This window comes from Micromonospora sp. CPCC 205554, from assembly GCF_036902745.1.
Taxonomy (GTDB): domain Bacteria; phylum Actinomycetota; class Actinomycetes; order Mycobacteriales; family Micromonosporaceae; genus Micromonospora; species Micromonospora tulbaghiae.
In genome coordinates this window covers 219,811-241,398 of sequence record NZ_JBAKHP010000009.1, presented here as the reverse complement: position 1 = coordinate 241,398, position 21,588 = coordinate 219,811, and the positions used below count along the sequence as shown (strand labels likewise).

Annotated in this window: 21 protein-coding genes and 1 pseudogene; 8 read left to right on the top strand and 14 right to left on the bottom strand. The window is 72.7% G+C overall.

All coding sequences use genetic code 11. From position 1 onward, the window contains the following. Both V6U82_RS15605 and V6U82_RS15600 read left to right on the top strand, forming a co-directional pair. A pseudogene (locus V6U82_RS15605) lies at nucleotides 1-889 on the top strand (helix-turn-helix domain-containing protein); the annotation flags it as partial. A gap of 63 nt (nucleotides 890-952) precedes the next feature. After that, nucleotides 953-2,035, top strand: a complete 1,083-nt coding sequence (locus V6U82_RS15600; protein WP_128138973.1) for a polyprenyl synthetase family protein — start codon at nucleotides 953-955, stop codon at nucleotides 2,033-2,035. Between the two features lie 137 nt (nucleotides 2,036-2,172). Here the strand turns inward: V6U82_RS15600 and V6U82_RS15595 are convergent, their stop codons facing one another. Further along, entirely contained in the window at nucleotides 2,173-2,553 is a 381-nt protein-coding gene (locus tag V6U82_RS15595; RefSeq protein ID WP_128138972.1) for an Rv2175c family DNA-binding protein, read from the bottom strand. Nucleotides 2,554-2,695: 142 nt separating this feature from the next. Between V6U82_RS15595 and V6U82_RS15590 the strand changes: the two genes are divergently transcribed. Next, nucleotides 2,696-4,681, top strand: a complete 1,986-nt coding sequence (locus V6U82_RS15590) for a Stk1 family PASTA domain-containing Ser/Thr kinase (RefSeq protein WP_334461820.1) — start codon at nucleotides 2,696-2,698, stop codon at nucleotides 4,679-4,681. Continuing rightward, entirely contained in the window at nucleotides 4,678-5,547 is an 870-nt protein-coding gene (locus tag V6U82_RS15585; protein ID WP_334461818.1) for a deoxyribonuclease IV, read from the top strand. The genes V6U82_RS15590 and V6U82_RS15585 overlap by 4 nt, the downstream gene beginning before the upstream one ends. Before the next feature lie 106 nt (nucleotides 5,548-5,653). Here the strand turns inward: V6U82_RS15585 and V6U82_RS15580 are convergent, their stop codons facing one another. From V6U82_RS15580 to V6U82_RS15565, 4 genes are all read right to left on the bottom strand, one after another. Further along, nucleotides 5,654-6,628 carry a threonine aldolase family protein gene (locus tag V6U82_RS15580; protein WP_334461843.1) on the bottom strand — a complete coding sequence of 325 codons (975 nt, stop codon included), beginning with the start codon at nucleotides 6,626-6,628 and terminating at the stop codon, nucleotides 5,654-5,656. Nucleotides 6,629-6,790: 162 nt separating this feature from the next. Continuing rightward, complete coding sequence (locus V6U82_RS15575) at nucleotides 6,791-8,197, bottom strand: class II 3-deoxy-7-phosphoheptulonate synthase (protein WP_013475760.1); 1,407 nt, start codon at nucleotides 8,195-8,197, stop codon at nucleotides 6,791-6,793. Nucleotides 8,198-8,254: 57 nt separating this feature from the next. Then, nucleotides 8,255-8,785 (bottom strand): hypothetical protein, encoded by a 531-nt coding sequence (locus V6U82_RS15570; RefSeq protein ID WP_334461813.1) that lies wholly within the window; start codon nucleotides 8,783-8,785, stop codon nucleotides 8,255-8,257. Nucleotides 8,786-8,958: 173 nt separating this feature from the next. Beyond that, on the bottom strand, nucleotides 8,959-10,593 hold the full coding sequence (locus V6U82_RS15565) for a glycosyl hydrolase family 18 protein (RefSeq protein ID WP_334461811.1): 1,635 nt from the start codon (nucleotides 10,591-10,593) through the stop codon (nucleotides 8,959-8,961). A gap of 142 nt (nucleotides 10,594-10,735) precedes the next feature. Here V6U82_RS15565 and V6U82_RS15560 point away from each other — a divergent pair, with 142 nt between their 5' ends. Further along, on the top strand, nucleotides 10,736-11,224 hold the full coding sequence (locus V6U82_RS15560) for a glutathione peroxidase (protein WP_121683677.1): 489 nt from the start codon (nucleotides 10,736-10,738) through the stop codon (nucleotides 11,222-11,224). 40 nt (nucleotides 11,225-11,264) lie between these two features. Here the strand turns inward: V6U82_RS15560 and V6U82_RS15555 are convergent, their stop codons facing one another. Further along, the gene (locus tag V6U82_RS15555) at nucleotides 11,265-12,404 is read right to left on the bottom strand and encodes a hypothetical protein (protein WP_334461808.1); all 1,140 of its coding nucleotides are present in this window, start codon (nucleotides 12,402-12,404) and stop codon (nucleotides 11,265-11,267) included. 395 nt (nucleotides 12,405-12,799) lie between these two features. Here V6U82_RS15555 and V6U82_RS15550 point away from each other — a divergent pair, with 395 nt between their 5' ends. Next, on the top strand, nucleotides 12,800-14,407 hold the full coding sequence (locus tag V6U82_RS15550; RefSeq protein WP_334461805.1) for a hypothetical protein: 1,608 nt from the start codon (nucleotides 12,800-12,802) through the stop codon (nucleotides 14,405-14,407). After that, a complete protein-coding gene (locus V6U82_RS15545; RefSeq protein ID WP_128137000.1) occupies nucleotides 14,397-14,756 on the top strand; it encodes a hypothetical protein in 360 nt (119 codons plus the stop codon). The genes V6U82_RS15550 and V6U82_RS15545 overlap by 11 nt, the downstream gene beginning before the upstream one ends. 58 nt (nucleotides 14,757-14,814) lie before the next feature. Here V6U82_RS15545 and V6U82_RS15540 read toward each other — a convergent pair whose 3' ends face one another. From V6U82_RS15540 to V6U82_RS15525, 4 genes are all read right to left on the bottom strand, one after another. Next, complete coding sequence (locus V6U82_RS15540) at nucleotides 14,815-15,618, bottom strand: SGNH/GDSL hydrolase family protein (RefSeq protein WP_128136999.1); 804 nt, start codon at nucleotides 15,616-15,618, stop codon at nucleotides 14,815-14,817. A 106-nt stretch (nucleotides 15,619-15,724) separates the two neighbouring features. After that, complete coding sequence (locus tag V6U82_RS15535; protein ID WP_334461803.1) at nucleotides 15,725-15,871, bottom strand: hypothetical protein; 147 nt, start codon at nucleotides 15,869-15,871, stop codon at nucleotides 15,725-15,727. Between the two features lie 8 nt (nucleotides 15,872-15,879). Further along, the gene (locus V6U82_RS15530) at nucleotides 15,880-16,230 is read right to left on the bottom strand and encodes a DUF2203 domain-containing protein (protein ID WP_018785307.1); all 351 of its coding nucleotides are present in this window, start codon (nucleotides 16,228-16,230) and stop codon (nucleotides 15,880-15,882) included. A 158-nt stretch (nucleotides 16,231-16,388) separates the two neighbouring features. After that, nucleotides 16,389-17,174 carry a maleylpyruvate isomerase family mycothiol-dependent enzyme gene (locus tag V6U82_RS15525; protein ID WP_334461799.1) on the bottom strand — a complete coding sequence of 262 codons (786 nt, stop codon included), beginning with the start codon at nucleotides 17,172-17,174 and terminating at the stop codon, nucleotides 16,389-16,391. 492 nt (nucleotides 17,175-17,666) lie between these two features. On the opposite strand from V6U82_RS15525, the gene V6U82_RS15520 reads away from it, so the two are divergent. Further along, nucleotides 17,667-18,395: a YoaK family protein gene (locus V6U82_RS15520; protein WP_334461797.1), complete on the top strand. Its 729-nt coding sequence runs from the start codon at nucleotides 17,667-17,669 to the stop codon at nucleotides 18,393-18,395. 1 nt (nucleotide 18,396) lies between these two features. Here the strand turns inward: V6U82_RS15520 and proC are convergent, their stop codons facing one another. From proC to V6U82_RS15500, 4 genes are all read right to left on the bottom strand, one after another. After that, nucleotides 18,397-19,215 (bottom strand): pyrroline-5-carboxylate reductase, encoded by an 819-nt coding sequence (gene proC, locus V6U82_RS15515; protein ID WP_334461794.1) that lies wholly within the window; start codon nucleotides 19,213-19,215, stop codon nucleotides 18,397-18,399. Between the two features lie 79 nt (nucleotides 19,216-19,294). After that, on the bottom strand, nucleotides 19,295-20,323 hold the full coding sequence (locus V6U82_RS15510; protein WP_030273929.1) for a 6-phosphofructokinase: 1,029 nt from the start codon (nucleotides 20,321-20,323) through the stop codon (nucleotides 19,295-19,297). A gap of 178 nt (nucleotides 20,324-20,501) precedes the next feature. Continuing rightward, nucleotides 20,502-21,005, bottom strand: a complete 504-nt coding sequence (locus V6U82_RS15505) for a pyridoxamine 5'-phosphate oxidase family protein (RefSeq protein WP_121683682.1) — start codon at nucleotides 21,003-21,005, stop codon at nucleotides 20,502-20,504. A gap of 58 nt (nucleotides 21,006-21,063) precedes the next feature. Then, nucleotides 21,064-21,567: a polyadenylate-specific 3'-exoribonuclease AS gene (locus tag V6U82_RS15500; RefSeq protein ID WP_334461791.1), complete on the bottom strand. Its 504-nt coding sequence runs from the start codon at nucleotides 21,565-21,567 to the stop codon at nucleotides 21,064-21,066. Nucleotides 21,568-21,588: the final 21 nt, after the last annotated feature.

Genomic DNA, 21,588 nt, shown 5'->3' with positions numbered 1-21,588 from the left:
GGTGCCGCGCCCCACGCGGCGGCGCGGGGCCGACCTGGTCGGCGGCGGCGCCCCCGCCGGGCACGGCGGCCGCCGGCCGCGGCGGGCGGTCCGCGGCTACCGGCGCGCCGGGCCCGCCGGCCGGCGGGCGATGCTGCCCGCGCTCGCCGAGTCGGCGCAGCTCGCCGGCTGGCTGGCCGCCGACGCGGGCGACCACGGCGGAGGGCTGGTCGCGTACCGGCTGGCGCTGCGGGCGGCGGTGGCCGCCGGACAGCCGCCGCTGGCCGGGTACGTGCTCGCGTCGGCCAGTCACCTGCTGGCCGACGCCGGCGACCCGGCCGGCGCGCTGGTCCTGGCCCGGATCGGGTACGCCGCCGGCCGCGCCGGCGCCTCACCCGGCCTGCGGGCGCTGCTGCTGCACCGGGTGGCGCTCGCCGCCGCGCTCGCCGGGCGTCCCCGCGCCGCCGGGCAGGCGCTGGCCGGGGCCGATCGGGCCGGCACACCGGAGCCCGGCCGGGAGCCGCCCTGGCTCTACTGGCTCGACGCGGACGAACTGGCCGCGATGACCGGGCGCACGCTCGTCGCGCTGGGCCGTCCGGCCGCCGCCGTGCCGCTGCTGACCCCCGTGGTGGGCGCGCGGGGCCGCCCGCGCCGCTCGGCCGTGTACGGCGCCTGGCTGGCCCGCGGTCACCTGGGCCTGGGCGCGGTGCCCGAGGCGTGCGCGGTGGCCGGCGAGGCGCTGCTCGACGCCGTCCGGTCCGGGTCCCCGCGGGCTGTCGGCCAGCTCACCGCGTTCCGCCGCGGCCTGGCGCACGCGCCGCCCGGTCCGGCCACCCGGGGGTACGCGCGCACGCTCACCGCGGCCCGCCCGTACCTGCCGCGCCACCTGCACGGCCGTCCGTCCCGGTGAGCCACGAGGCACGCCGGGACGCCGGGCACGACGAGACCGGGCGCGAACCGCTAGCGTCGTGGCGTGACCCACGCTGCTCCCGTATCCCCCGTCGACCGCGCCGGCCTGCGCCAGCGGATCGACAAGGCGCTCACCGAGTTCCTCGCCGGCCAGCGTGGCTGGCTGACCGCCGTCGACGACGGCCTGCTGCCCGTCGCCGAGGCGATCGAGGTGTTCGTGCTGGGCGGCGGCAAGCGGCTGCGCCCGGCGTTCGGCTACTGGGGTTACCGGGGTGCCGGCGGGGTCGACTCCGACCAGGTCGTCGCCACCCTGGCCGCGCTGGAGTTCGTGCAGGCCAGCGCGCTGATCCACGATGACCTGATGGACCGGTCGGACACCCGGCGCGGCGAGCCGGCGATGCACAGGCGGTTCGCCGCCCGGCACCGTGCGGCCGGCTGGGGCGGCGACGCGGACTCCTTCGGCGACGCCGCGGCGATCCTGCTGGGCGACCTGTGCCTGGTCTGGTCCGACGAGCTGCTGCACTCCTCCGGCCTGCCGCCGGCCACCGTGGCCCGGGCCCGGCCGGTCTTCGACGAGATGCGCACCGAGGTGACCGTCGGGCAGTACCTGGACGTGCTGACCCAGGCCACCGGGGACACCTCGCTGGACCGGGCCGCCAAGGTGGCCCGGTACAAGTCGGCGAAGTACACGGTCGAGCGTCCGCTGCTGCTCGGCGCCGCGCTGGCCGGCGCGCCGCCGGAGGTGCACGCCGCGTACTCGGCGTACGGGCTGCCGCTGGGTGAGGCGTTCCAGCTCCGCGACGACGTGCTGGGGGTGTTCGGCGACCCGGAGCGCACCGGCAAGCCGGCCGGTGACGACCTGCGCGAGGGCAAGCGGACGTACCTGGTGGCGGCGGCCCTGGAGACGCTCGACCCGTCCGGCCGGGAGGCGCTGCTGGCCGGGCTCGGCGTACCGGACCTGGACGCGGCCGGGGTGGACCGGCTGCGCGAGCTGATCACCACCAGCGGCGCGCTGGATCGGGCCGAGCGGCACATCGCCGCGCTCACCGAGAGCGCCCTGGCCGCGCTCACCGCTGTCGACCTGGACACCGAGGCCCGCCAGGCCCTGGTCGACCTGGCCATAGCCGCCACCCGCCGCCCCGCCTGACGGCCACTGTCCCGCCTCGCCCGCCTCCGAAGCGGTCGATCATGAAGTTGGCGGCACTTTCGGAGATCGACTTCGCCGCCAACTTCATGATCGACGCGAACGGGCGGGGGCGGGGGGCGGGGGGCGGGGGGTGCGGGCTAGAAGGCGACGGCCTGGGCTCGGCGTTTGACCTCCCGGGCCAGGTCGCCGCCGAGGGCCACGGCGGGGGTACCGGGAAGAGTGGGGTCCTCCCGGTAGAGCCAGCGCAGCGCCTCCTCGTCGTCGTACCCGGCGTCGGCGAGCAGATTGAGCACGCCGGGCAGATGCTTGAGCACGGTGCGGTTGGCCACCAGGTCGGCCGGGATCCGGCGGACGCCGTCGCGGCGCACCGCGATCAGCTCGCGGTCACGGATCATCTGGTGCACCTTGCTGATCGACAGGTCCAGGCGCTCGGCCACGTCGGGCAGCGTCAGCCAGCCGGCCGGGTCGGCCGGTCCGGCCAGGTCGGGGCCGGTCTCGGCGGGTACGGAATCGGTCACCCGACCACCCTGCCACGTGCCCGCCGGGCCCGGTGCACGGCACCCCGCACCGCCGCCGGGAGCGCGGCGGTCCCCCGGTGTCGCAACCCGGCGGTAGCATCCTGTTCTACCTTCATCCTTCCGACACATAGACTGCCTGCCGATGGACACACAGGTCGCCGACACGTTGCTGGGCTCGCTGATCGAGGGGCGCTACCGCATCCGCGGGCGCGTCGCCCGTGGCGGCATGGCGACCGTGTACACCGCCACCGACGAGCGCCTGGAGCGCACCGTGGCGGTCAAGATCATTCACCCGACCCAGGCGCCGCAGGCCAAGGCCCGGATGGCCGGCTTCGTCGAACGCTTCACCGACGAGGCCAAGACGATCGCCCGGCTCACCCACCCGAACGTGGTGGCGGTCTACGACCAGGGCATCCACGCCGGCCTGCCGTACCTGGTGATGGAGTACGTCCGCGGCCGCACGCTGCGCGACGTGCTCGCCGAGCGCCGCCGGCTGAACCCGGACGAGGCGCTCGCGATCACCGAGCAGATGCTCGCCGCGCTCGCCGCCGCGCACCGGGCCGGCCTGGTGCACCGCGACGTCAAGCCGGAGAACGTGCTCGTCGCCGAGGTGCCCACCGGCGGCAGCCGCAACCTGGTCGACAGCGTGGTCAAGGTGGCCGACTTCGGGCTGGCCCGGGCCGTCGAGGCCAGCGCCGAGGACGAGAACGGCAACCAGCTCATGGCGACGGTGGCGTACGTGGCGCCGGAGCTGGTCACCCAGGGCCACGCGGACCCGCGCACCGACGTCTACTCGGCCGGCATCGTGCTGTTCGAGATGCTCACCGGCCGGGTGCCCTACGACGGCGACCGTCCGGTGGAGGTCGCGTGGCAGCACGTCGACCGGGACGTACCGGCGCCGTCGACGCTGGTGCCGGCGCTGCCCCCGGCTCTCGACGCGCTCGTCGCCCGGGCCACCCGGCGCGATCCGGCCGGCCGCCCGGCCGACGCCGCGGCGCTGCTGAGCGAGGTGCAGGCGGCCCGCGAGGAGCTGGGCAACCCGCACGCGCACACCACTGTGCTGCCGCAGCTCAGCGACGACACCGCGGTCCTGAGCCAGCCGACCCAGATGGTGGCCGCGCTCCAGCCGGTCGAGCGCCCGGCGTGGGCCCGGCTGCCCGAGAGCGGCGCCGCGCCGCGCCCGCACCGGCGGCGCGCGGTCGAGGACGAGGGCACGGGGACCGGGTTCGCCGCCCTGCGTACCCGGATCATGGGCTCGCCGCGCGGACGGCTGGCCGTCGCCGCGGTGGTCGTGGTGCTCGGCCTGGTCGCCGCCGGGGGCGGCTGGTGGTTCGGCGTGGGCCGTTACACGGTCGCCCCGCAGCTGGTGAGCCTGACCAAGGCCGACGCGGAGGCGCAGGCCCAGCGCGGCGGCTTCACGCTGAAGTACGCCACCCCGCGTCACGACGAGCAGGTCCCCAAGGACACCGTGCTCGGGCAGTCTCCCGGCTCGGCCGCGCGGATCGTCAAGGGCGGCACGATCACGCTGACCCTGTCACTCGGTCCGGAGCGGCTGCCGGTGCCGGACGTGGTGGGCAAGGACTACGCGCTGGCCCAGGCCGAGCTGGAGAGCGCCAACCTGGTCGTGGCCAAGGGCTCCTCCCGGTACGACGACACGCTCCCCGCGGGTGTGGTGCTGGCCACCGACCCGAAGGTGGGCAGCGTGGTCAAGCCCGGGGCGAAGGTGACCGTGATCCTCAGCAAGGGTCGCGCCCCGGTGACGGTGCCCAACCTGGTCGGCAAGAGCCTCACCGAGGCGCGCACCATCCTCGCGCAGCTCGGGCTGAAGCCGGTGGAGAACGTCAAGGACTCCGACAAGCCGAAGGACGAGATCCTCGGCCAGAGTCCGGCCGACGGCACCGGCGTGGAGAAGGGCGCCCAGGTCAAGCTGGAGATCAGCAAGGGCCCGCCGCAGGTGGCCGTCCCCCGGGTGGTCGACATGCCCTGCCAGCAGGCCAAGCAGACGCTGGAGAGCCAGGGCTTCCCGGTCAACGTCCAGCTCAACCCGAACGGCATCGTCCGGATCCAGAACCCGGCCGAGAACACGCCGGTGCCGCCGGGCACGACGATCACCGTGACGTGCCTGTGAGCGGGTGTGACGGGCGCCGGCGGGTGGGGTCGCACACCCCCACCTCCGGCGGCCTGGCCCGGGCGGCCCTGCCGTACGCGGACGCGGCCGAGTCCGAGGTGGTGCAGGTCTACGTCTCGAACTCGCGCGGCTGGGCGCTGCCGGCCGGTGATCCGGCGCAGGACACGTTGTTCCGCGACGGCTGCGGCGAGCGCGGGCTGCCCGTGTTCATCCACGCGTCGCTGCTGGTCAACCTCGGCTCCCCCACCCCGGCGACGGTGACCCGGTCGACGGAGACGCTGGCCCACGCGCTGCGGCGGGGCCGGGCGATCGGCGCCGAGGGCGTGGTGTTCCACGCCGGCAGTTCGGTCGACGCCGGTCACGACGAGGCGGCCCTGCGGCAGGTCCGGGAGGCGCTGCTCCCGCTGCTCGACGAGGTCGCGGCCACCGGCGGGCCGATGCTGCTGGTCGAGCCGAGCGCCGGCGGCGGGCGGTCACTGGCGTCCCGGGTCGAGCACCTCGGCCCCTACCTGGACGCGGTCGACCGGCACCCGATGCTCGGGGTCTGCTTCGACACCTGTCACGCCTGGGCGGCCGGTCACGACCTGGCCGCCGAGGGCGGCATGACCGCAACCCTCGACACGCTGGTCGCCGTTGTGGGCGCGGACCGGCTGCGGCTGGTGCACGCGAACGACTCGAAGGACCTGTGCGGCTCCACCCGCGACCGGCACGAGAACATCGGCAAGGGCACCATCGGCGAGCCCGCGTTCGCCGAGCTGATGCGGCATCCGGCGACCGCCGGCGTGCCCGTGCTGGTGGAGACCCCCACGGAGAAGCACATCGGCCACGCCGCCGACATCGCCACCCTCAAGCGCCTCCACCCTTGACGGGGTTCGCTCCCCTCCCCGCATCACTCCAGTGATCAAGGAGTTCGTGTCCCGCTCCGGCGCGGATTCGGACACGAACTCCTTGATCACCCAGACCCGGAGTGGGTCAGGCGCGCAGGGCGGTGTTCAGGATGGTGGCGGCGCGGTCGATCTGCGCGTCGGTGACGTCCAGGTGGGTGACCAGCCGGGCGGTACGCGGGCCGAGCACCGAGATCAGCAGCCCCTCCGCCCGCGCGGCCGCCGCCAGCGCGTGCGCGTCCAGCGGGTGCTTGGTCAGGTCCAGCGGCACGATGTTGGTCCGCACCACCGACGCGAGCACCCCGTGCGGGGCGACCGCCTCGGCCAGCCGGGCCGCCTTGACGTGGTCGTCGGCCAGCCGCTCGACGTGGTGCGCCAGCGCGTACCGGCCCGCGGCGGCGAGGATGCCGACCTGCCGCATGCCGCCGCCCATCCGCTTGCGCAGGAACCGCGCCCGGGCGATCTTCTCCGCGCTGCCCACGATCAGCGAGCCGACCGGCGCGCCGAGGCCCTTGGAGAGGCAGACCGAGAGCGTGTCGAACAGCACGCCGTACCCGGCCAGCGGCACCCCGTCGGCCACGTGCGCGTGCCAGATCCGCGCGCCGTCGCAGTGCAGGGCCACCCCGTGCTCGTCGGCGACCGCACGCATCCGGCGCAGCGTCGGCAGCGGGATCACCCCACCGCCGCCCCGGTTGTGGGTCTGCTCCACGGCGATCGCCCGCGTGGGCACCGCGAAGTAGCCGTCCGGCCGGATCATCCCGGCGACCACGTCGGGGTCCAGCTCCGCGCCCACCGCGGGCCAGGTCCGCGAGGAGATCCCCCCGTACGCGGCGGCGGCGCCGACCTCGTACGTGACCACGTGCGCGTCGGCGTCGCAGAGCAACTCGTCGCCGGGCGGTACGTGCAACTGGAGCGCGATCTGGTTGGCCATCGAGCCGCTCGGGGCGAACAGCGCCGCCTCGTGGCCGAACAGCGCGGCCACCTCGGTCTCCAGCGCGGTGACCGTCGGGTCCTCGCCGTAGACGTCGTCGCCCACCTCGGCGGCGGCCATCGCCTCCCGCATCCCCGGCGTCGGCCGGGTCACGGTGTCCGTCCGCAGATCGATGACCTCACCCACGGAGCCTCCTCCGGCTGCCGACTGCGGGGCTCGCAAGCTCACTCCTCGCGTCAGCCACTGTGATTCTTTCGGCCGCCGACTGCGGGGCTCGCAAGCTCACTCCTCGCGTCAGCCACGGAGCATCTCCGCCACCAGGAACGCCAACTCCAGCGACTGCTGGGTGTTCAGCCGGGGGTCGCAGGCCGTCTCGTACCGGTCGGGCAGGTCGAGGTCCTCGATGCCCTGGGCGCCGCCGAGGCACTCGGTGACGTCCTCGCCGGTCAGCTCGACGTGCAGGCCACCCGGGTGGGTGTCCAGGCCGCGGTGCACCTCGAAGTAGCCGAGCACCTCGTCGACGATCCGGTCGAAGTGCCGGGTCTTGTAGCCGTTGGAGGACTCGTGCGTGTTGCCGTGCATCGGGTCGCACTGCCAGACGACCTTCGCCCCGGCGGCGGTGACCTTGGCGACGATCGGCGGCAGCGCGTCCCGGACCCGGTGGTTGCCCATCCGGCTGATCAGCGTGAGCCGGCCGGGGATGTTGTCCGGGTTGAGCTTCTCGCAGAGCTCGATCGCCTCGTCCGGGGTGGTCGTCGGGCCGAGCTTGACGCCGATCGGGTTGGCGATGCGGGAGATGAAGTCGATGTGCGCGCCGTCGATCTGCCGGGTCCGCTCGCCGATCCAGAGGAAGTGCCCGGACAGGCCGTACGCCTTGCCGTTGGAGATCCGGGTCAGCGCCCGGTCGTACTCCAGCGCCAGCGCCTCGTGCGAGCAGTGCAGCGTGACGGTGCGCAGCGCCTCGTCGTCGGTCATCCCGCAGGCCCGGATGAAGGCCAGCGCCCGGTCGATCTCGCGGGCGATCGCGTCGTAGCGCTCGCCGGCCGGGGACCGCCGGACGAAGTCCTTGTTCCAGTCGTGCACGGCGTGCAGGTCGGCCAGCCCGCCGGCCAGGTACGCCCGGAGCATGTTCATCGCGGCGGCCGAGTTGGCGTACGCCCGGATCATGCGCTGCGGGTCGGCGACCCGCGCCTCCGGCGTGGCCTCCAGGGAGTTGATCATGTCGCCGCGGTAGGCGGGCAGGCCGCGGGCGTCGGTCGGCAGGGACCGGGGCTTGGTGTACTGGCCGGCGACCCGGGCGACCTTGACCACCGGCAGCGACGCGCCGTAGGTGAGCACGATGGCCATCTGGAGCAGCGTGCGGGCGTTGGCGAGCAGGTGGCTCTCGGTGTTGTCGGCGAAGGTCTCCGCGCAGTCGCCGCCCTGGAGCAGGAACGCCTTGCCCTCGCAGACCAGCGCGAGCCGCTGCCGCAACTGGTCGACCTCGTAGGGCGCGACCACGGAGGGCACCGTGTCCAGCACCCGGCAGACCTCGGCGACCTGGGCCGGGTCGTCCCAGGGCGGGGTCTGCGCGCGCGGCAGCTCCCGCCAGCGGTCGAGGCCGAGGGCCGCGTCCTCGGCGGAGTCGGCGGTCGGTCGGCTGGTCTGCAGACCAGGGCTACCCACGGCGGGGTGACTCAGCTGATGCCACTCATGGCGCATGAAGGAAAGCGTACGGCGACCGTCGCGATCACTCACCGCCGAGGGGGATGGTTCCGGTCACTGGGAGGACACCGGTGAGGGCGCCGTCGCCGGCGGCGGCGGTCCCGCCGGGTCGGCGGTCGGCTCGACCGCGCGCTCGCCGGGCGCCTCGCCGGAGATGCACCAGTCCGCGCCGTTGCGGGTGACGGTGAACAGCAGCGACCGGGCGGCCTTGCGCGAGCCGGCGGCAACCGTGATCGAGGCGCTGACCTCCTGGCCGTTCGGGCCGGAGCGGACCTCGGTGATCGTCGCCTCGGGCACCGTGAAGTGGTCGGCGAAGTCGCCGTTCGGGCCGGTGGCGGCGGAGTCGAAGGCGGCGTGCATGGGCGCGCAGAGCTGGCTGCGGCCGGCGGCGGCGTCGCGGGCGGTCAGCGCGTCCAGGTACGCCTGCACGCGTTCCCGGCTCTTGACCGCCGCCTCCTCGGCCGGCGCCTTCCCGCTGGGCGGGGTGTCGCCGCCCTGGCCGCCCGAGCCGCAGGCGGCCAGGGCCGCCGGCAGGAGCGCGAGGAGGGCGAGCCCGGTGAACCGGCCCCGGTGGCTGCGACCCATCTGTCCTCCCGTCGCGTGGACTCGTCGAGCGGCGAGTGTGCCACATCCGGCCCGGGCGGCCGGGTGACTCCCCATCCTGACCCGGATCGGCGCGCTCGGCCAGGACGGCACGCGGGCGGGGAGGGGCCGGTGCGGCCCCTCCCCGCCGGGTGGGTGGTGCGTCGGCCCTCGGCTCAGCCGAGACCGCCCTTGATGGCGCCGATCAGCTCACCGTTGCTGGTGTCACCGGAGAGCTCCCAGAAGAACGCGCCACCGAGGCCCTGGCTGTTGGCGTAGCTCATCTTCCCGCCGATGGTCGACGGGGTGTCGTAGCTCCACCAGTTGCTGCCGCACTTGGCGTACGCCGTGCCGGCGACGGTGCCGGTGGCCGGGCAGCCGTTCTTGAGCACCTTGTAGTCCTCGATGCCCGCCTCGTAGGTGCCCGGGGCCGCGCCGGTGGCGCTGCCGCCGGGTGCGGCCTGGGTCACGCCGGTCCAGCCGCGTCCGTAGAACCCGACGCCGAGCAGCAGCTTGCTGGACGGTACGCCCTTGGACTTGAGTTTCTGGATCGCCGCGTCCGACCAGAAGCCCTGCTGCGGGATGCCCGCGTAGGAGTAGAGCGGCGAGTGCGGCGCGGTCGGTCCCTGCGCGTTGAAGGCGCCGAAGTAGTCGTACGTCATCGGCATCAGCCAGTTGAGGTTGTTCGCGGCGCCGGCGTAGTCGGTGGCGTCGATCTTGCCGCCGTTGCTGCCGTCGGCGGTGATCGCCGCGGTGACCAGGAAGCTGGAGCCGAACTTGCCCCGCAACGCCGAGATCACGTTCTTGAACGCGTTCGGGCCGCTGCTGTCGCACTGGAGGCCGCAGGCGTTCGGATACTCCCAGTCGATGTCGATGCCGTCGAAGACGTCCGCCCAGCGCGGGTCCTTGACCAGGGAGTAGCAGGAGTCGGCGAACGCGGCCGGGTTCTGCGCGGCCTGGGTGAAGCCGCCGGACCAGGTCCAGCCGCCGAAGGACCAGAGCACCTTCAGGTTCGGGTACATCTTCTTCAGCTTGCGCAGCTGGTTGAAGCTGCCGCGCAGCGGCTGGTCCCAGGTGTCGGCGACGCCGTCGACGCTGTCCGCCGCGGTGTACGCCTTCTCGTAGTCGGCGTAGCTGTCCCCGATGCTGCACCGGCCGCCCGTGGTGTTGCCGAAGGCGTACAGGATGTGGGTCAGCTTCGCGGCCGAGCCGCTCGTGTGGATGTTCTTGACGTGGTAGTTGCGGGCGTAGACGCCCCACTCGGCGAAGTAGCCGACGATCTTCTTGCCACCGGGCGGTGGCGTGGTGGGCGGCTGCGTGGTCGGCGGAGCGGTCGTCGGCGGCGCGGTCGTCGGCGGCGCCGTGGTGGGCGGCGCCGTGGTCGGCGCGGTGGTCGTCGGCGTGCCGCCGCCGGTGCAGGAGCCACCGTTGATCGTGCAGCTCACCGGCGCCTTGTACGCGCCGGTGCCGTTGTAGCCCCAGCTGAAGCTGGCGCCGGGGGCGAGCGTCGCGGCCCAGCTCTTGTTGACCGCCACGTAGCGGTCACCGCTGCGGGTGATGTCGGCGTCCCAGGAGCTGCTGATCGAGGTGCCGGAGGGCAGCGTGAACTCGATGCGCCAGCCGTTGACGGTGGAACTGGTGCCGTTGGTGACTGTCACCCGCCCCTCGTGGCCGGTGCCCCAGTCCTGCACCTTGGCGAACGTGGCGGTGACGCTGCCGGCGGCCGACGCGGTGGTCATGGGCACCGCGGCGACCGCGAGCGCGACCACGGCGCCGGTGGCCCACAGGGCCCGGCGGAGCGATCTCTTCATACGGCGTCCCTCCAATAGTTAGGAAACTTTCCAAATTGATTGCTGAGACGCTACTCACGGCGTCACCACTTCGTCAAGATGTAGATGCATCGATTTCACGGGTGACGCGGGACGGTGGGCACGAGGGCCGTAGCCTCGTCCCATGACCGTTTTCGACGTCCAGATCGACGCCCTCACCGGCGGCCCGGCCGACCTCGGCCGCTACCGCGGCCGTGCCCTGCTCGTGGTCAATGTGGCCTCCCGCTGCGGCCTCACCCCGCAGTACGCGGGCCTTCAGGAACTCGCCGACACGTACGCCGGACGCGGGCTGACGGTGCTCGGCGTGCCGTGCAACCAGTTCGCCGGCCAGGAGCCGGGCAGCGCCGCCGAGATCGAGGAGTTCTGCCAGGTCAACTACGGCGTGACGTTCCCGCTGACGGAGAAGGTCGACGTCAACGGGCCGGACCGGCACCCGCTCTACGCGGAGCTGGTGTCCACGCCGGACGCCGAGGGACACACCGGCGACGTGCGCTGGAACTTCGAGAAGTTCCTCGTCGCGCCGGACGGCACGCCGGCCGCGCGATTCGGCCCGCAGGTCACGCCCGAGGACCCCGAGCTGCGCGCGGCGATCGAGAAGGTCCTGCCGGCCTGACGGTCGCGCCGGGGCCGCGCCCGGCCCCGGCGCCGCCGGGCTACGCCGCGCAGGGCCGTGACGGAACGACCGACCTGCTCCGCAGGATCCGGTACGCCCCGGACGCGCTGCCCGAGAGTTCGTAGCGGACCTGCCACAGAGTGCAGGTCTCCTGCGGGCGGTTCTTCGGCCCGTAGCCGGGATCCTGGGTGCTCCGGAAGGTCACCACGGCCGCGACCACTCCCGGGCCGGCGTCGGTCAGCGAGCGCAGCACCACCTCGGAGTCGTGCGTGGTGACGAGCTGGCGCCCGAACCGCTCCACGGCTCCGTCGTCGGCCGGGTCCAGGACGTCGCCGGCGGGGTCGAACATGGCGGCGGCCGCCGGGAAGTCGCGATCGTTGACGGCGCCGAAGTAGGTGTCGAAGGTACGGGCGACAGCAGTCGCCCGCGCGTCCGTCACGTCCGTCTCGACGGTGACGAGGCCGACCACCGTCGGCGACTCCGAAGGGGACGGCGTCAGTTCCGTCGGATCGGCGCTCGCCGGGTCGGTCACGGGCGGATCGGTGGCGGGCGGAGCGGTGGCGGTGGCCGCCGGGTCGCCGGTCCCGGCCGGGGACGCCTGACCCGGCGGCTCGGCGACCACCGGCACCCCGGCCCCGTCGTCCCGGGTCGCCCACAGGACGCCGCCGGCACCGAGGGCGACCACAGCGGTGACGGCGGCGGCCACCAGCATGGCGCGCACGAATGCCTGCCGCGACGGCTCCGGGAACCGCACCCCGGGATCGTCCACAGCCGGCCCGCCGTCCAGGACGGGACCGACGTCCGGGTCGGCGTCGACCTCCGGGGCGGCGTCGACCTCCGGGGCGGCGTCGACCTCCGGGGCGGCGTCGACCTCCGGGGCGGCGTCGACCTCCGGGGCGGCGTCGACCTCCGGGGCGGCGTCGACCTCCGGGGCGGCGTCGACCTCCGGGTCGGCCGGAACGGGGCCCGCCACCGGTTCCGGGTCGGCGCTCGCCACCGGCCCGTACTCGCCGGGCCAGGCCGGCACGACGACGTCACCCGGGGCCGCCGCGGGCTCACCCTGGCCCACCGGCGCGAACTCGTCGCTTTCCGTCGGGGCGAAAGGCGCGGCGCACACCGGGCAGAGCGACGTGCCGGGCGGAACGACCGAACCGCATTCCGCGCATTCTCGAACAGACATCAGCGACTCCCCGCGCACTCGGGAGAAAGAATTCGTCCGAGTGAATCGGAAACGGTTGTCGTCGCGCAACACCGAATCGTGCCGGCGGCTCGACTGTGTCCTGTTCGGTCGCAACTCCGTCCGGCCGTACGAGTGGACCGGCCCGTCGATCCCGACGAGCGGTACCTACGGCCGGTTTCCGGCGGCGGTCGCGAGCTCATAACGTGGCTGGCCCCGGAACATCGTCATCGATTGGTGGTCACATGACGAGCACGATCGACGGTGACAGGAACCCGACAGAAATGACGCGGTTCTTCACGCATAATCCGCCTCGGGAGCGACGACCGAGGACGATGTCGCCGACCACCCGCTATTTGTGCGGCGCGGCGTACCGCAGTGAACGATTCGCCGACGGAGTGATCTCCGAATTGGTCGACGACGGCCATCGGGCCGTGGTGCCGACCGTCGGGTACGACCTGGAACCGGTCCTGCGCCACTGCTACCACGCACGACATCTCTGGCTCCTCCAGAACGCGCTCATCTCGGCGATCCTGCTGATCGGTTTCTTCGCGGCGACCTGGTCGACCGTCCTGCTGGCGGGCATCGCGTTCCTGGCGAACCTCCTCAGCCCGTCGGCCGAACGGGCGGACCGGTCGACGGCACGCCTCATGCTCGGCGGCGTCGCGCTGGCCGCGGTGGTGTGGGTGTTCGGTCCGCCGGTGCTGGTCCTGATCGGGCTGTGGAGCGAAACACCGTCCGACACATCGGCGCCGCCGGACCTCACCACGTCGTACTGGCCCGTGCTCTGGTGGCTGATCGGGCTGGGCCTGCCAGTCCTGGCCGTCATCGCCCTCACCCGCGCGACCGTCCTGCGGACCTTCACCCGGGATCTGGCGCCCGGCGCGCGGCGCGATCCGCCGGAGGTGAGCAACCCGGCGATCCTCCACCGGATGAAGACCGTCGCGGCCGCGCAGCACGGCAACGTCGTACTCCATTCGGGTTACGACCCCTTCCTCGGCGGCGGCCACGTGGTCCGCGCCTGGTCGGTGGCGATGGAGCTGAAGCGGGATTCAGGGCCCGACGAGCACCGGCCGGGCGCCACCGGCCCGGTCGCGGTTGACCCGGTGGCGTTGAACCGGCACGTCAAACGACGCCTGGCCGCGCTCGCCTCAGCGGAGCTGCCGGCGCACGAACGCATGACCGGCCTGGTGCTGCGGGACCAGGTCGTGGCCTCGGGCGCGCAGTGGCGGAACTATCCCCTCATCGACACAGGGCTCCGGCAGCCCTTCTCGCACGCCTCGCCTCAGGCTGTCGAGGCGATCATCCGCGCGCCGCAACCGAGCGTCCGTCACTTCCTGCGGGCGAGCGTCGGCGCCGAGAACCGTGAGGCGACCGGAACCGCCGGGGACGTCATCATGCCGGCCGAGTACCAGAACGTCGTGGTCTCGACCTTCACGCACATCGCCGTCGAGGGCGGGATGCTCTACGTGGAGAGCGTCTCGACGGTCCTCGGCCCGATCCGGGACGAGTTCCTCGACCTGGACCAGCACGTCGCGGGTGACCACGCCGGATGGGAGCCGGTCCGCGAGGCCCTGCAGCTGTTCGGCGCGGCCACACTGTCCGCCCCGGTGCGGCTGGTGCGCACCGCCGTCCGCGCCGCCGGTGCCGGCCGCCGGATGACCCGGGCGGACCGGGAGACCGAACGGCTTCCCCGGTACGACTTCGGCGCGCGGGCCGAGGTCCGGCAGCTCGCCTCGGCCGGCCGCCCGGTGACGTATCTGCAACGGCTGGACGCGGAGAAGTACAGCAAGCTGATGGAGCGGCGGGTCAGTGAGGCGGTGCTCGGCTACCTCGCCGACCAGGGCATCGACACCTCCGAGTACGAGACCCGGATGAACGTCTTCAACAACCACGGCGTCTTCATCCGCGGCGACAACCACGGGCCCGCAGCCGCCGGCCCCGGAGCCACGGCGCTGCTGAACGACGGCGGCGGCAAGCGAAAGGACAAGAGCAGTGACGCATGACGGTAACCACGGTGTGGTCATCCACGGGTCGTCCAGCGGGCCGGTGGCGGCCGGACCGCACGCCACGGCGAATCAGATCAACCACATGGGTGAGGCGTCGCTGCGGGAGATCCTGGAGCAGTTGCGGTCGACCCGGCAGTGGATCGAGGGGAACCGGTCGCAGCTGGTCGAACCGGAGCTGGCTCTGGAGGAGGTCGACGACATCACCGATCTGATCCAGCAGGACCGGCCGGACCGTACGCGGATCATGGCCAAGGTCGACCGGCTGGTCAACCGGCTCAGCGCGGTCGGCGGCATCGCCGGGGGCGCCTGGGGGTTGAGCCAGCTCATCAACCAGTTCCTGCGCTGACAGTGCGGCGGCTGTGCCCCGCCCTCGGTGAGGGCGGGGCACAGCGGTCGGGCCGAGGTCAGCCGGCGGCGGCCCGGAAGACCGGGTAGTAGCCACCGGACTGCCCGGCCGCCGTCGGGTGGTACGACTTGCTCAGGCTCAGCACGTTGAGCGCGTGCAGCCACTTCGTCCCGTAGCTGCACAGCTGGTGACCGACGAAGATGGAACGCACGTCGGCGAAGGTGAAGCCGGCCGAGACGGCGGCCGTGCGGGTGATGTCGTCGAGCAGGTTGATGCCCTCGTTGATCTTCGCCCGGGACGTCGCGCTGAGGCCGACGCAGGTGGTGCCGAGCTGGTAGAAGACCGGGTAGCCGACCACCACGACGCGGGCCGAGGGCGCGCGGCTCTTGATGCCGTTGTAGACGTTGGCGAGCCGGCCCGGCATCGAGGTGCGGGCCACGTTCATGGCGGACTCCACAGCCGCCACGCACTGGGTCTCCCCCTGGAGCACGCAGGTGCTCATGATGTTGGCGAAGCCGACGTCGTTGCCGCCCACGGTGACGCTGACCAGGGTGGTCGTCGAGGAGAGCGCGGAGAGCTGGCTGTTGATGACGTCCGTCGTGGTGGCGCCGGAGCAGGCGACCGACCGGTACGACGCGGGCTTGATGTTGGTGTTGTAGAGCGCCGGGTAGGCGTTCGTGCTGCGTAGACAGTTACCGCTCTCGGATGTGTAGCTGTCGGCGCCGACGCCGGAGGCGTACGAGTCGCCGAGCGCGACGTAGCGGTCGGACGGGGCCGCCTGGGCGGGGGCGGCCAGAGACAGGGTGACCCCGACCGAGGCGGCCAGGGTCAGGGCGAGGGTGGCAAGACGGGATCTCCGCACGTCGCACTCCTGGGGGCGTGAAGTGGTGGTGAGAGATAGATATCAATAAGATCACAGCGCATGGAAGATCACCGATTTGCGGCCGGGCGCGCATAGCGACTTACGCCTACAAATCGTTGCCGGTTTCGCGGAGCGGGATGAAGGATTGTTCCGCCGGAAACGTCAGGCGCATCGCCGGGTCGGCGAGCATCAGCCCGCGCAGCCGGACCAGTTCGTCGGCGTCGGACGGCACCGCCCGGCGCGCGTCACCCACGGGCCGGCTCAGACCGGACGGCGGCCGGCGAACCCGCACTCGACCCGGTGGTACCACCGGATGTCGGTGTCCCCCTCCAGCCAGCACCAGAGCACCGCGCGGCCGTCGCGCTCACCGGGGAAGTCGAGCAGCACCGGGGCGATCCCCTTGACCGCGATGTCGTGCTGGTGGAACTCGTCCACCACCACGTGCAGCCGCGCCTCCAGCGCCTTCACCTCGGCGAGCCCGCCGAGCGCACTGACGCCGTGGTCGGCCAGGTCGACCCGCAGCTCGGCCAGGTCGGCCCGCAGCCGAATCAGCTCGTCGACGCGCGGCCGCAGCGTGGCCACCAGGTGTCGCGCCTGGGCGAGAGTGAACACCGGGCCAGTATGCGGCACGACCCGTGTCGTCCGGGTCACCGCCCGGCCGCACGTCACGAGCGAGGGCGCGGACCTGACTGCCCGGGAGGGCTGGACACATCTGTTGTCCTGCGGGGTGGCCACCGAGAGTTGCGTGCTGACATCAGCGGTGGACGCGGTTACACGGACGGATCCCAGGCCGCGAGCTGGTCGAAGACGCGACTGTCGCCCTCGAAGGCCAGGGCGTCCAGCGGTATGCGGCCGTAGAAGAACAGGACCAGGTCGCTGGCTGTGCCCCGGGCGGAGACGTCGGCCGTGTCCGGGGTCTCGCCGGCAGCGGGAGTGAGGTGGGCGACCTGCGCCCCGTCGGCGGACAGCCGGAGGCGCCAGGAGCGGCCCTCGGTGGCGTGGTAGTCGACGACGGCGGGCTGGTGCGGCCAGGCGACAGTCGTCGCGCAGAGGGTGAACTGGCAGTCGTCGAAACCGTCGAGGGCGACCTCCTCCGACAGCGGCTGCGGGGCGCCCACCGTGAGCTGGACGTCGTAGGTGTGCACCGCGATCTCGGGAACCTGGCGCCGTGCCCAGGCACCAGCGGTCTGCGGTGACGGCGAGTCGTCCCACCACGTCCAGCAACCGCGATCCGGGCCGGCCTCACGCAGCGTGCTCGTCAACTGCTCGACGGACTCGGTCCACCAGGCCAGCAGAGCCTCGCGTTCCCGGGGCGCACCCACTCCGTCCTCCCAGGCCGACTTCTCCGGCGGCCCGTCCGCGGGCCCCGCGGCGACGATCGCGGCTGCTTTGCGGCGGCCCGTGCCCACGTGCTGGACGAGATCGAACAGCGTCCGCTGCGGATGGGTCGGAACCTTCATGTCGAGGCTGGGCGCCGCGGCGACGGCGGCGCGGAAGGCGGTCGACCGTTCGTCGACGAGCCGCAGATGATCGGAGAACGTCAACGTCTTGTGCACTTCGGCTTTCTACCAGTGCACCCGGCAACCGGACAGCGGTTTTCGCCGGCGGTGGTCGACCGTCTGTCAGGATTGGACGCGTTCCGCCTCCTGCACGAACGTGGCGCTCCGGCGGGCGCCCAGCCGGTCCAGCTCGTCCAGCACCGCGCACACCCCGTCCGCGCCGCTTGTCGAATTCCTTCGGCATGAGATGCACGTCGCGACCCTTCACGCACTTTCGGCTATGTCGTCACATCAAGAGGGGTTTGCGGGGAAAACAGGCTTTCAGCAAGATCTCGGGACTCAGCGTGCGCCCGCTTGCGCCGGGCATAGCCGGCGACCCGCATCTGCTGGATCTGCTGCTCGCCGCCACCTCCACCTCGACGGTGGGCGACCGCCCACCGAAACGTACGAAAACCTACATATGCGACATATAGTAGGTTCGCCGCAGCGGTCCGACGGCGAAACCTCCGGACGTCGCCGGGGCCGCTCCTGGACACGGACGGGGGAAGGGTGAACCGGTCGGCGCCGTACGGCTCCGCGGACTCCTACCGCGAGTTCCGCTACCCGCTGGCGGCGCTCGTGCTCGCCGTCGTCACCGCCGGCGCGCTGGACGCGTTCGCGTTCCTTCGGTACGGCGCGTTCGTCGCCAACCAGTCCGGCAACGCCGTCTTCCTCGGCATGGGACCGGCCGGCGGGCATCCCACGTGGCCGGTCTCGGCGGCCTCGATCGTCGCGTTCGCCACCGCCGCCGGACTGGTGAACCTGCTCCGCCGCCGGACCCGGCCGACGGCGGCGCCACTGGTGGACATCGCCGTCACCGAGGCCGCCATGGTCGTCTGGACGGTGCTCGACCTGGCGCTCGCGTACGGCCGGCACGGCACGGCCGCGCGTGTGCTGCTCGCCGCGGCCGGCGCGATCGCCATGGGCAGCCTGACCACCGTGGCGACCCGTACCGCGGGCATCGCGACGCCGATCACCTACCAGTCGGACACCACGACGCAGACCGGTGAGCGGGCCGTCCGCTGGCTGTTCGGCCCCGCCGCCGGCCGGGGCCGGGCCCGGCGGGGCGCCCTGCTCGGGCTGCTCGCCCTGGTCAGCTACAGCGCCGGCGGCGCGGTCGGCACGCTCGCCCAGCACCGGCCCCGCTGGGTGCCGCTGTGGGGGACGATCGCCCTGGCCGTACTGATCCTGCTGCTCCGCCGGCACCGGCCGCCGGGGCCGGCGTCGCGGCCCGGCTGAGTCAGTCGGCCTGGGCTGCGAGTTCCCGGGCCCGGTCCCGGGCCGCCTCCAGCGCCGCCAGCATGGCCGCGCGTACGCCGTGGTTCTCCAGCTCGCGGATCGCGGAGATGGTGGTGCCCGCGGGCGAGGTCACCGCCTCGCGCAGCTTCACCGGGTGTTCGCCGGAGTCGCGCAGCATCACGGCCGAGCCGATCGCGGTCTGCACGATCAGCTCGTGCGCCACCTGACGCGGCAGGCCGAGCAGGATGCCCGCGTCGATCATCGCCTCGACCAGCAGGTAGAAGTAGGCCGGACCGGAGCCGGAGAGCGCGGTGACCGCGTCCTGCTGCGACTCGGGCACCCGGACGGTGGCACCGAGCGGGGAGAACATCTCCTCCGCCAGGGCCAGATGCTCGCCGGTGGCGTACGCGCCCGCCGAGATCGCGCTCATCGCCTCGTCGACAAGCGCCGGGGTGTTGGTCATGACCCGGACCACGGGGGTGCCCTCTGGTAGCCGGCGGTTGAAGAAGGATGTCGGCAGGCCGGCGCAGAGCGAGATCACCAGCTTGTCGGCCGGCACCTTCGGGCCGATCTCGTCCAGCAGCGCGGCGGCGTCCTGCGGCTTGACCGACACGGCCAGCACCTCGGCCTCGGTCACGGCGGTGAGGTTGTCCACCACCCGTACGCCGTAGCGGTCGGCCAGCTCCCGCGCCCGCGCCGGCCGCCGCGCGGTGGCGAGCAGCCGCTCCACCGGCCAGCCGGAACGCAGCAGCCCGGAGAGCATCAGCTCACCGATCTTGCCGGCGCCGATCACCGCGACCGTGTGCACCTCGCGTGCCATCAGCCGTACCCCTTCCCGGGTCACGTGGGCACGGCGTGGCGGGCCGGGTCGCCGGCCCGCCACGCCCGTGCGCCGTCGATCAGCTGCCGAAGAAGACCTCGGCCTCGGCGTACCGCTCCAGCGGCACGGTCTTCAGCTCGCGGGTGGCGTCGGCGAGCGGGACGCGGACGATGTCCGTGCTCTGCATCGCGACCATCTTGCCCCAGTCGCCCTCGTGCGCGGCGTCGATCGCGTGGAGGCCGAGCCGGGTGGCCAGCACCCGGTCGAACGCGGTCGGGGTGCCGCCGCGCTGGATGTGGCCGAGCACCACGGTGCGGGCCTCCTTGCCGGTCTTCGCCTCCAACTGCTCGGCCAGCCACTGGCCGATGCCGCCGAGACGGACGTGGCCGAACGCGTCCAGCTCCTGGTTGTGCAGGACCATCTGGCCGTCCAGCGGCTGGGCGCCCTCGGCGACCACGACGATCGGGGCGTACTGGTGCTGGAAGCGCTTCTCGACGTAGCCGGCGACCTGCTCGACGTCGAACTGCCGCTCCGGCAGCAGGATCACATTGGCACCGCCGGCGAGGCCGGCGTGCAGGGCGATCCAGCCGGCGTGCCGGCCCATGACCTCGACCACGAGCGTGCGGTGGTGGCTCTCCGCGGTGGTGTGCAGCCGGTCGATCGCCTCCATGGCGATGTTGACGGCGGTGTCGAAGCCGAACGTGTAGTCGGTCGCACCGAGGTCGTTGTCGATCGTCTTCGGCACACCGATGACGTTCACGCCCAGCTCGTGCAGCTTGGTGGCGACGCCGAGGGTGTCCTCGCCGCCGATCGCGATCAGCGCGTCCACGCCCTGGGCGGCGAGGTTGTCCTTGATCCGCTCCACGCCGTTCTCGATCTTGAACGGGTTGGTACGGGACGAGCCGAGGATGGTGCCGCCGCGGGGCAGGATGCCGCGCACCTCGGCGATGCCGAGCGGCTTGGTCAGGCCCTCGAGCGGGCCCTTCCAGCCGTCGCGGAAGCCCACGAACTCGTGACCGTAGGTGGCGACGCCCTTGCGGACCACCGCCCGAATCACCGCGTTGAGACCTGGGCAGTCGCCGCCGCCGGTGAGCACGCCGATACGCATGATCTGCTCATCCTCCTGGAGCATCAGGTGAAGCCCGGATAAGCCCCAGGATATGTGTCAGATCAGACCATCGGCGCCGTTGCCGGCCCGGGGCGGGCCGTCACTGCGCACTGTAGTCGGCGCAGGTGTACGCCGACACCGCACCCCGGGCCGTTCCGGACGGCGGACGGGCTACCCGTCAGTAGCTGACCTCGTGGTTCTCCCCCGCCTTCGGCGGCTTGCCGGTCACCGCCGCCTTGGCGAAGCCGAGCAGGTTGACCACGGTGCTGCCGGGCGAGTCCCAGTACTCAGCCGACCCGGCGTGCACCTTGATCAACGTGATCCCCGGCGTGTCCAGCCCGTCGGGGAACCACACCTTCAGCACCGGGCTCCACAGCTCCTTCGCCCGCTCGGGGTCCCACTCCTCGGTGGCGGTGCCGGCGACCGACACCCAGGCGTGGTGCCGCTGGTCGGAGAAACCGACGTTCACCTGCGGGTTCACCCGGATCTGCCGCACCTTCGCCGAGTCGGCGTAGGCGAAGAACCACAGGTCGCCGTCGAACTCCGCCTCCTGCAACCCCATCGGGCGGCTCACCAGACGCCCGTCCACGCCGGTGGTGGTGAGCAGGCAGATCCGGGCGTCCCGGATCAGCTCGGTGACCCGGCGGCGGGCGTCCGCGGCGCTGGTCGGCTCATGGCTCATGGGGCACTCCTGTCTCGGATCGGCGTAGATGCCGCTCCCGTGCCCTGGGCGGAACCGGTCAAACGTCCCGCGCCGTCATCGCCCGCCACCGCGCCAGGTTGTGCCGGGCGTCGACGAGCGCGTCGTGCCGGTCGGCCTCGGCGTCCGGCAGCCGGGGACGGCCCCGGTCGTCCCAGAGCTGGCGCAGCTCCTTGGTGAAGCGGGGGATCTCCCGGGGCAGCGCCGGCATCGCGCCCCACAGCTGGGCCAGCACGACGTGGTCGTACGCGGCGTACCAGGCCCACAGCTCCAGCTGCTCGCCCGGCCGGTCCCGCACCGGCTCCATCAGGAACTCGTGCAGGTCGTCGCGGATGCGCTCCCGGGAGCGCCAGGCCCGGTCGGCCGGCGAGGGGAGCTTGTCCAGCACGTTGCGCCGCACCCAGGGCACCGCCCGGGAGTCGTCGAACTCGGTGGAGACCGCGTAGAACTCGCGGCCGTACTCGTCGACGACGCCGATCGACACCAGGTCGACGATGCGGCCGTCCTCGATGAATTCGCAGTCGTAGAAATAGCGGTAAACCATCGCCCTCATCCTCGCCCATCA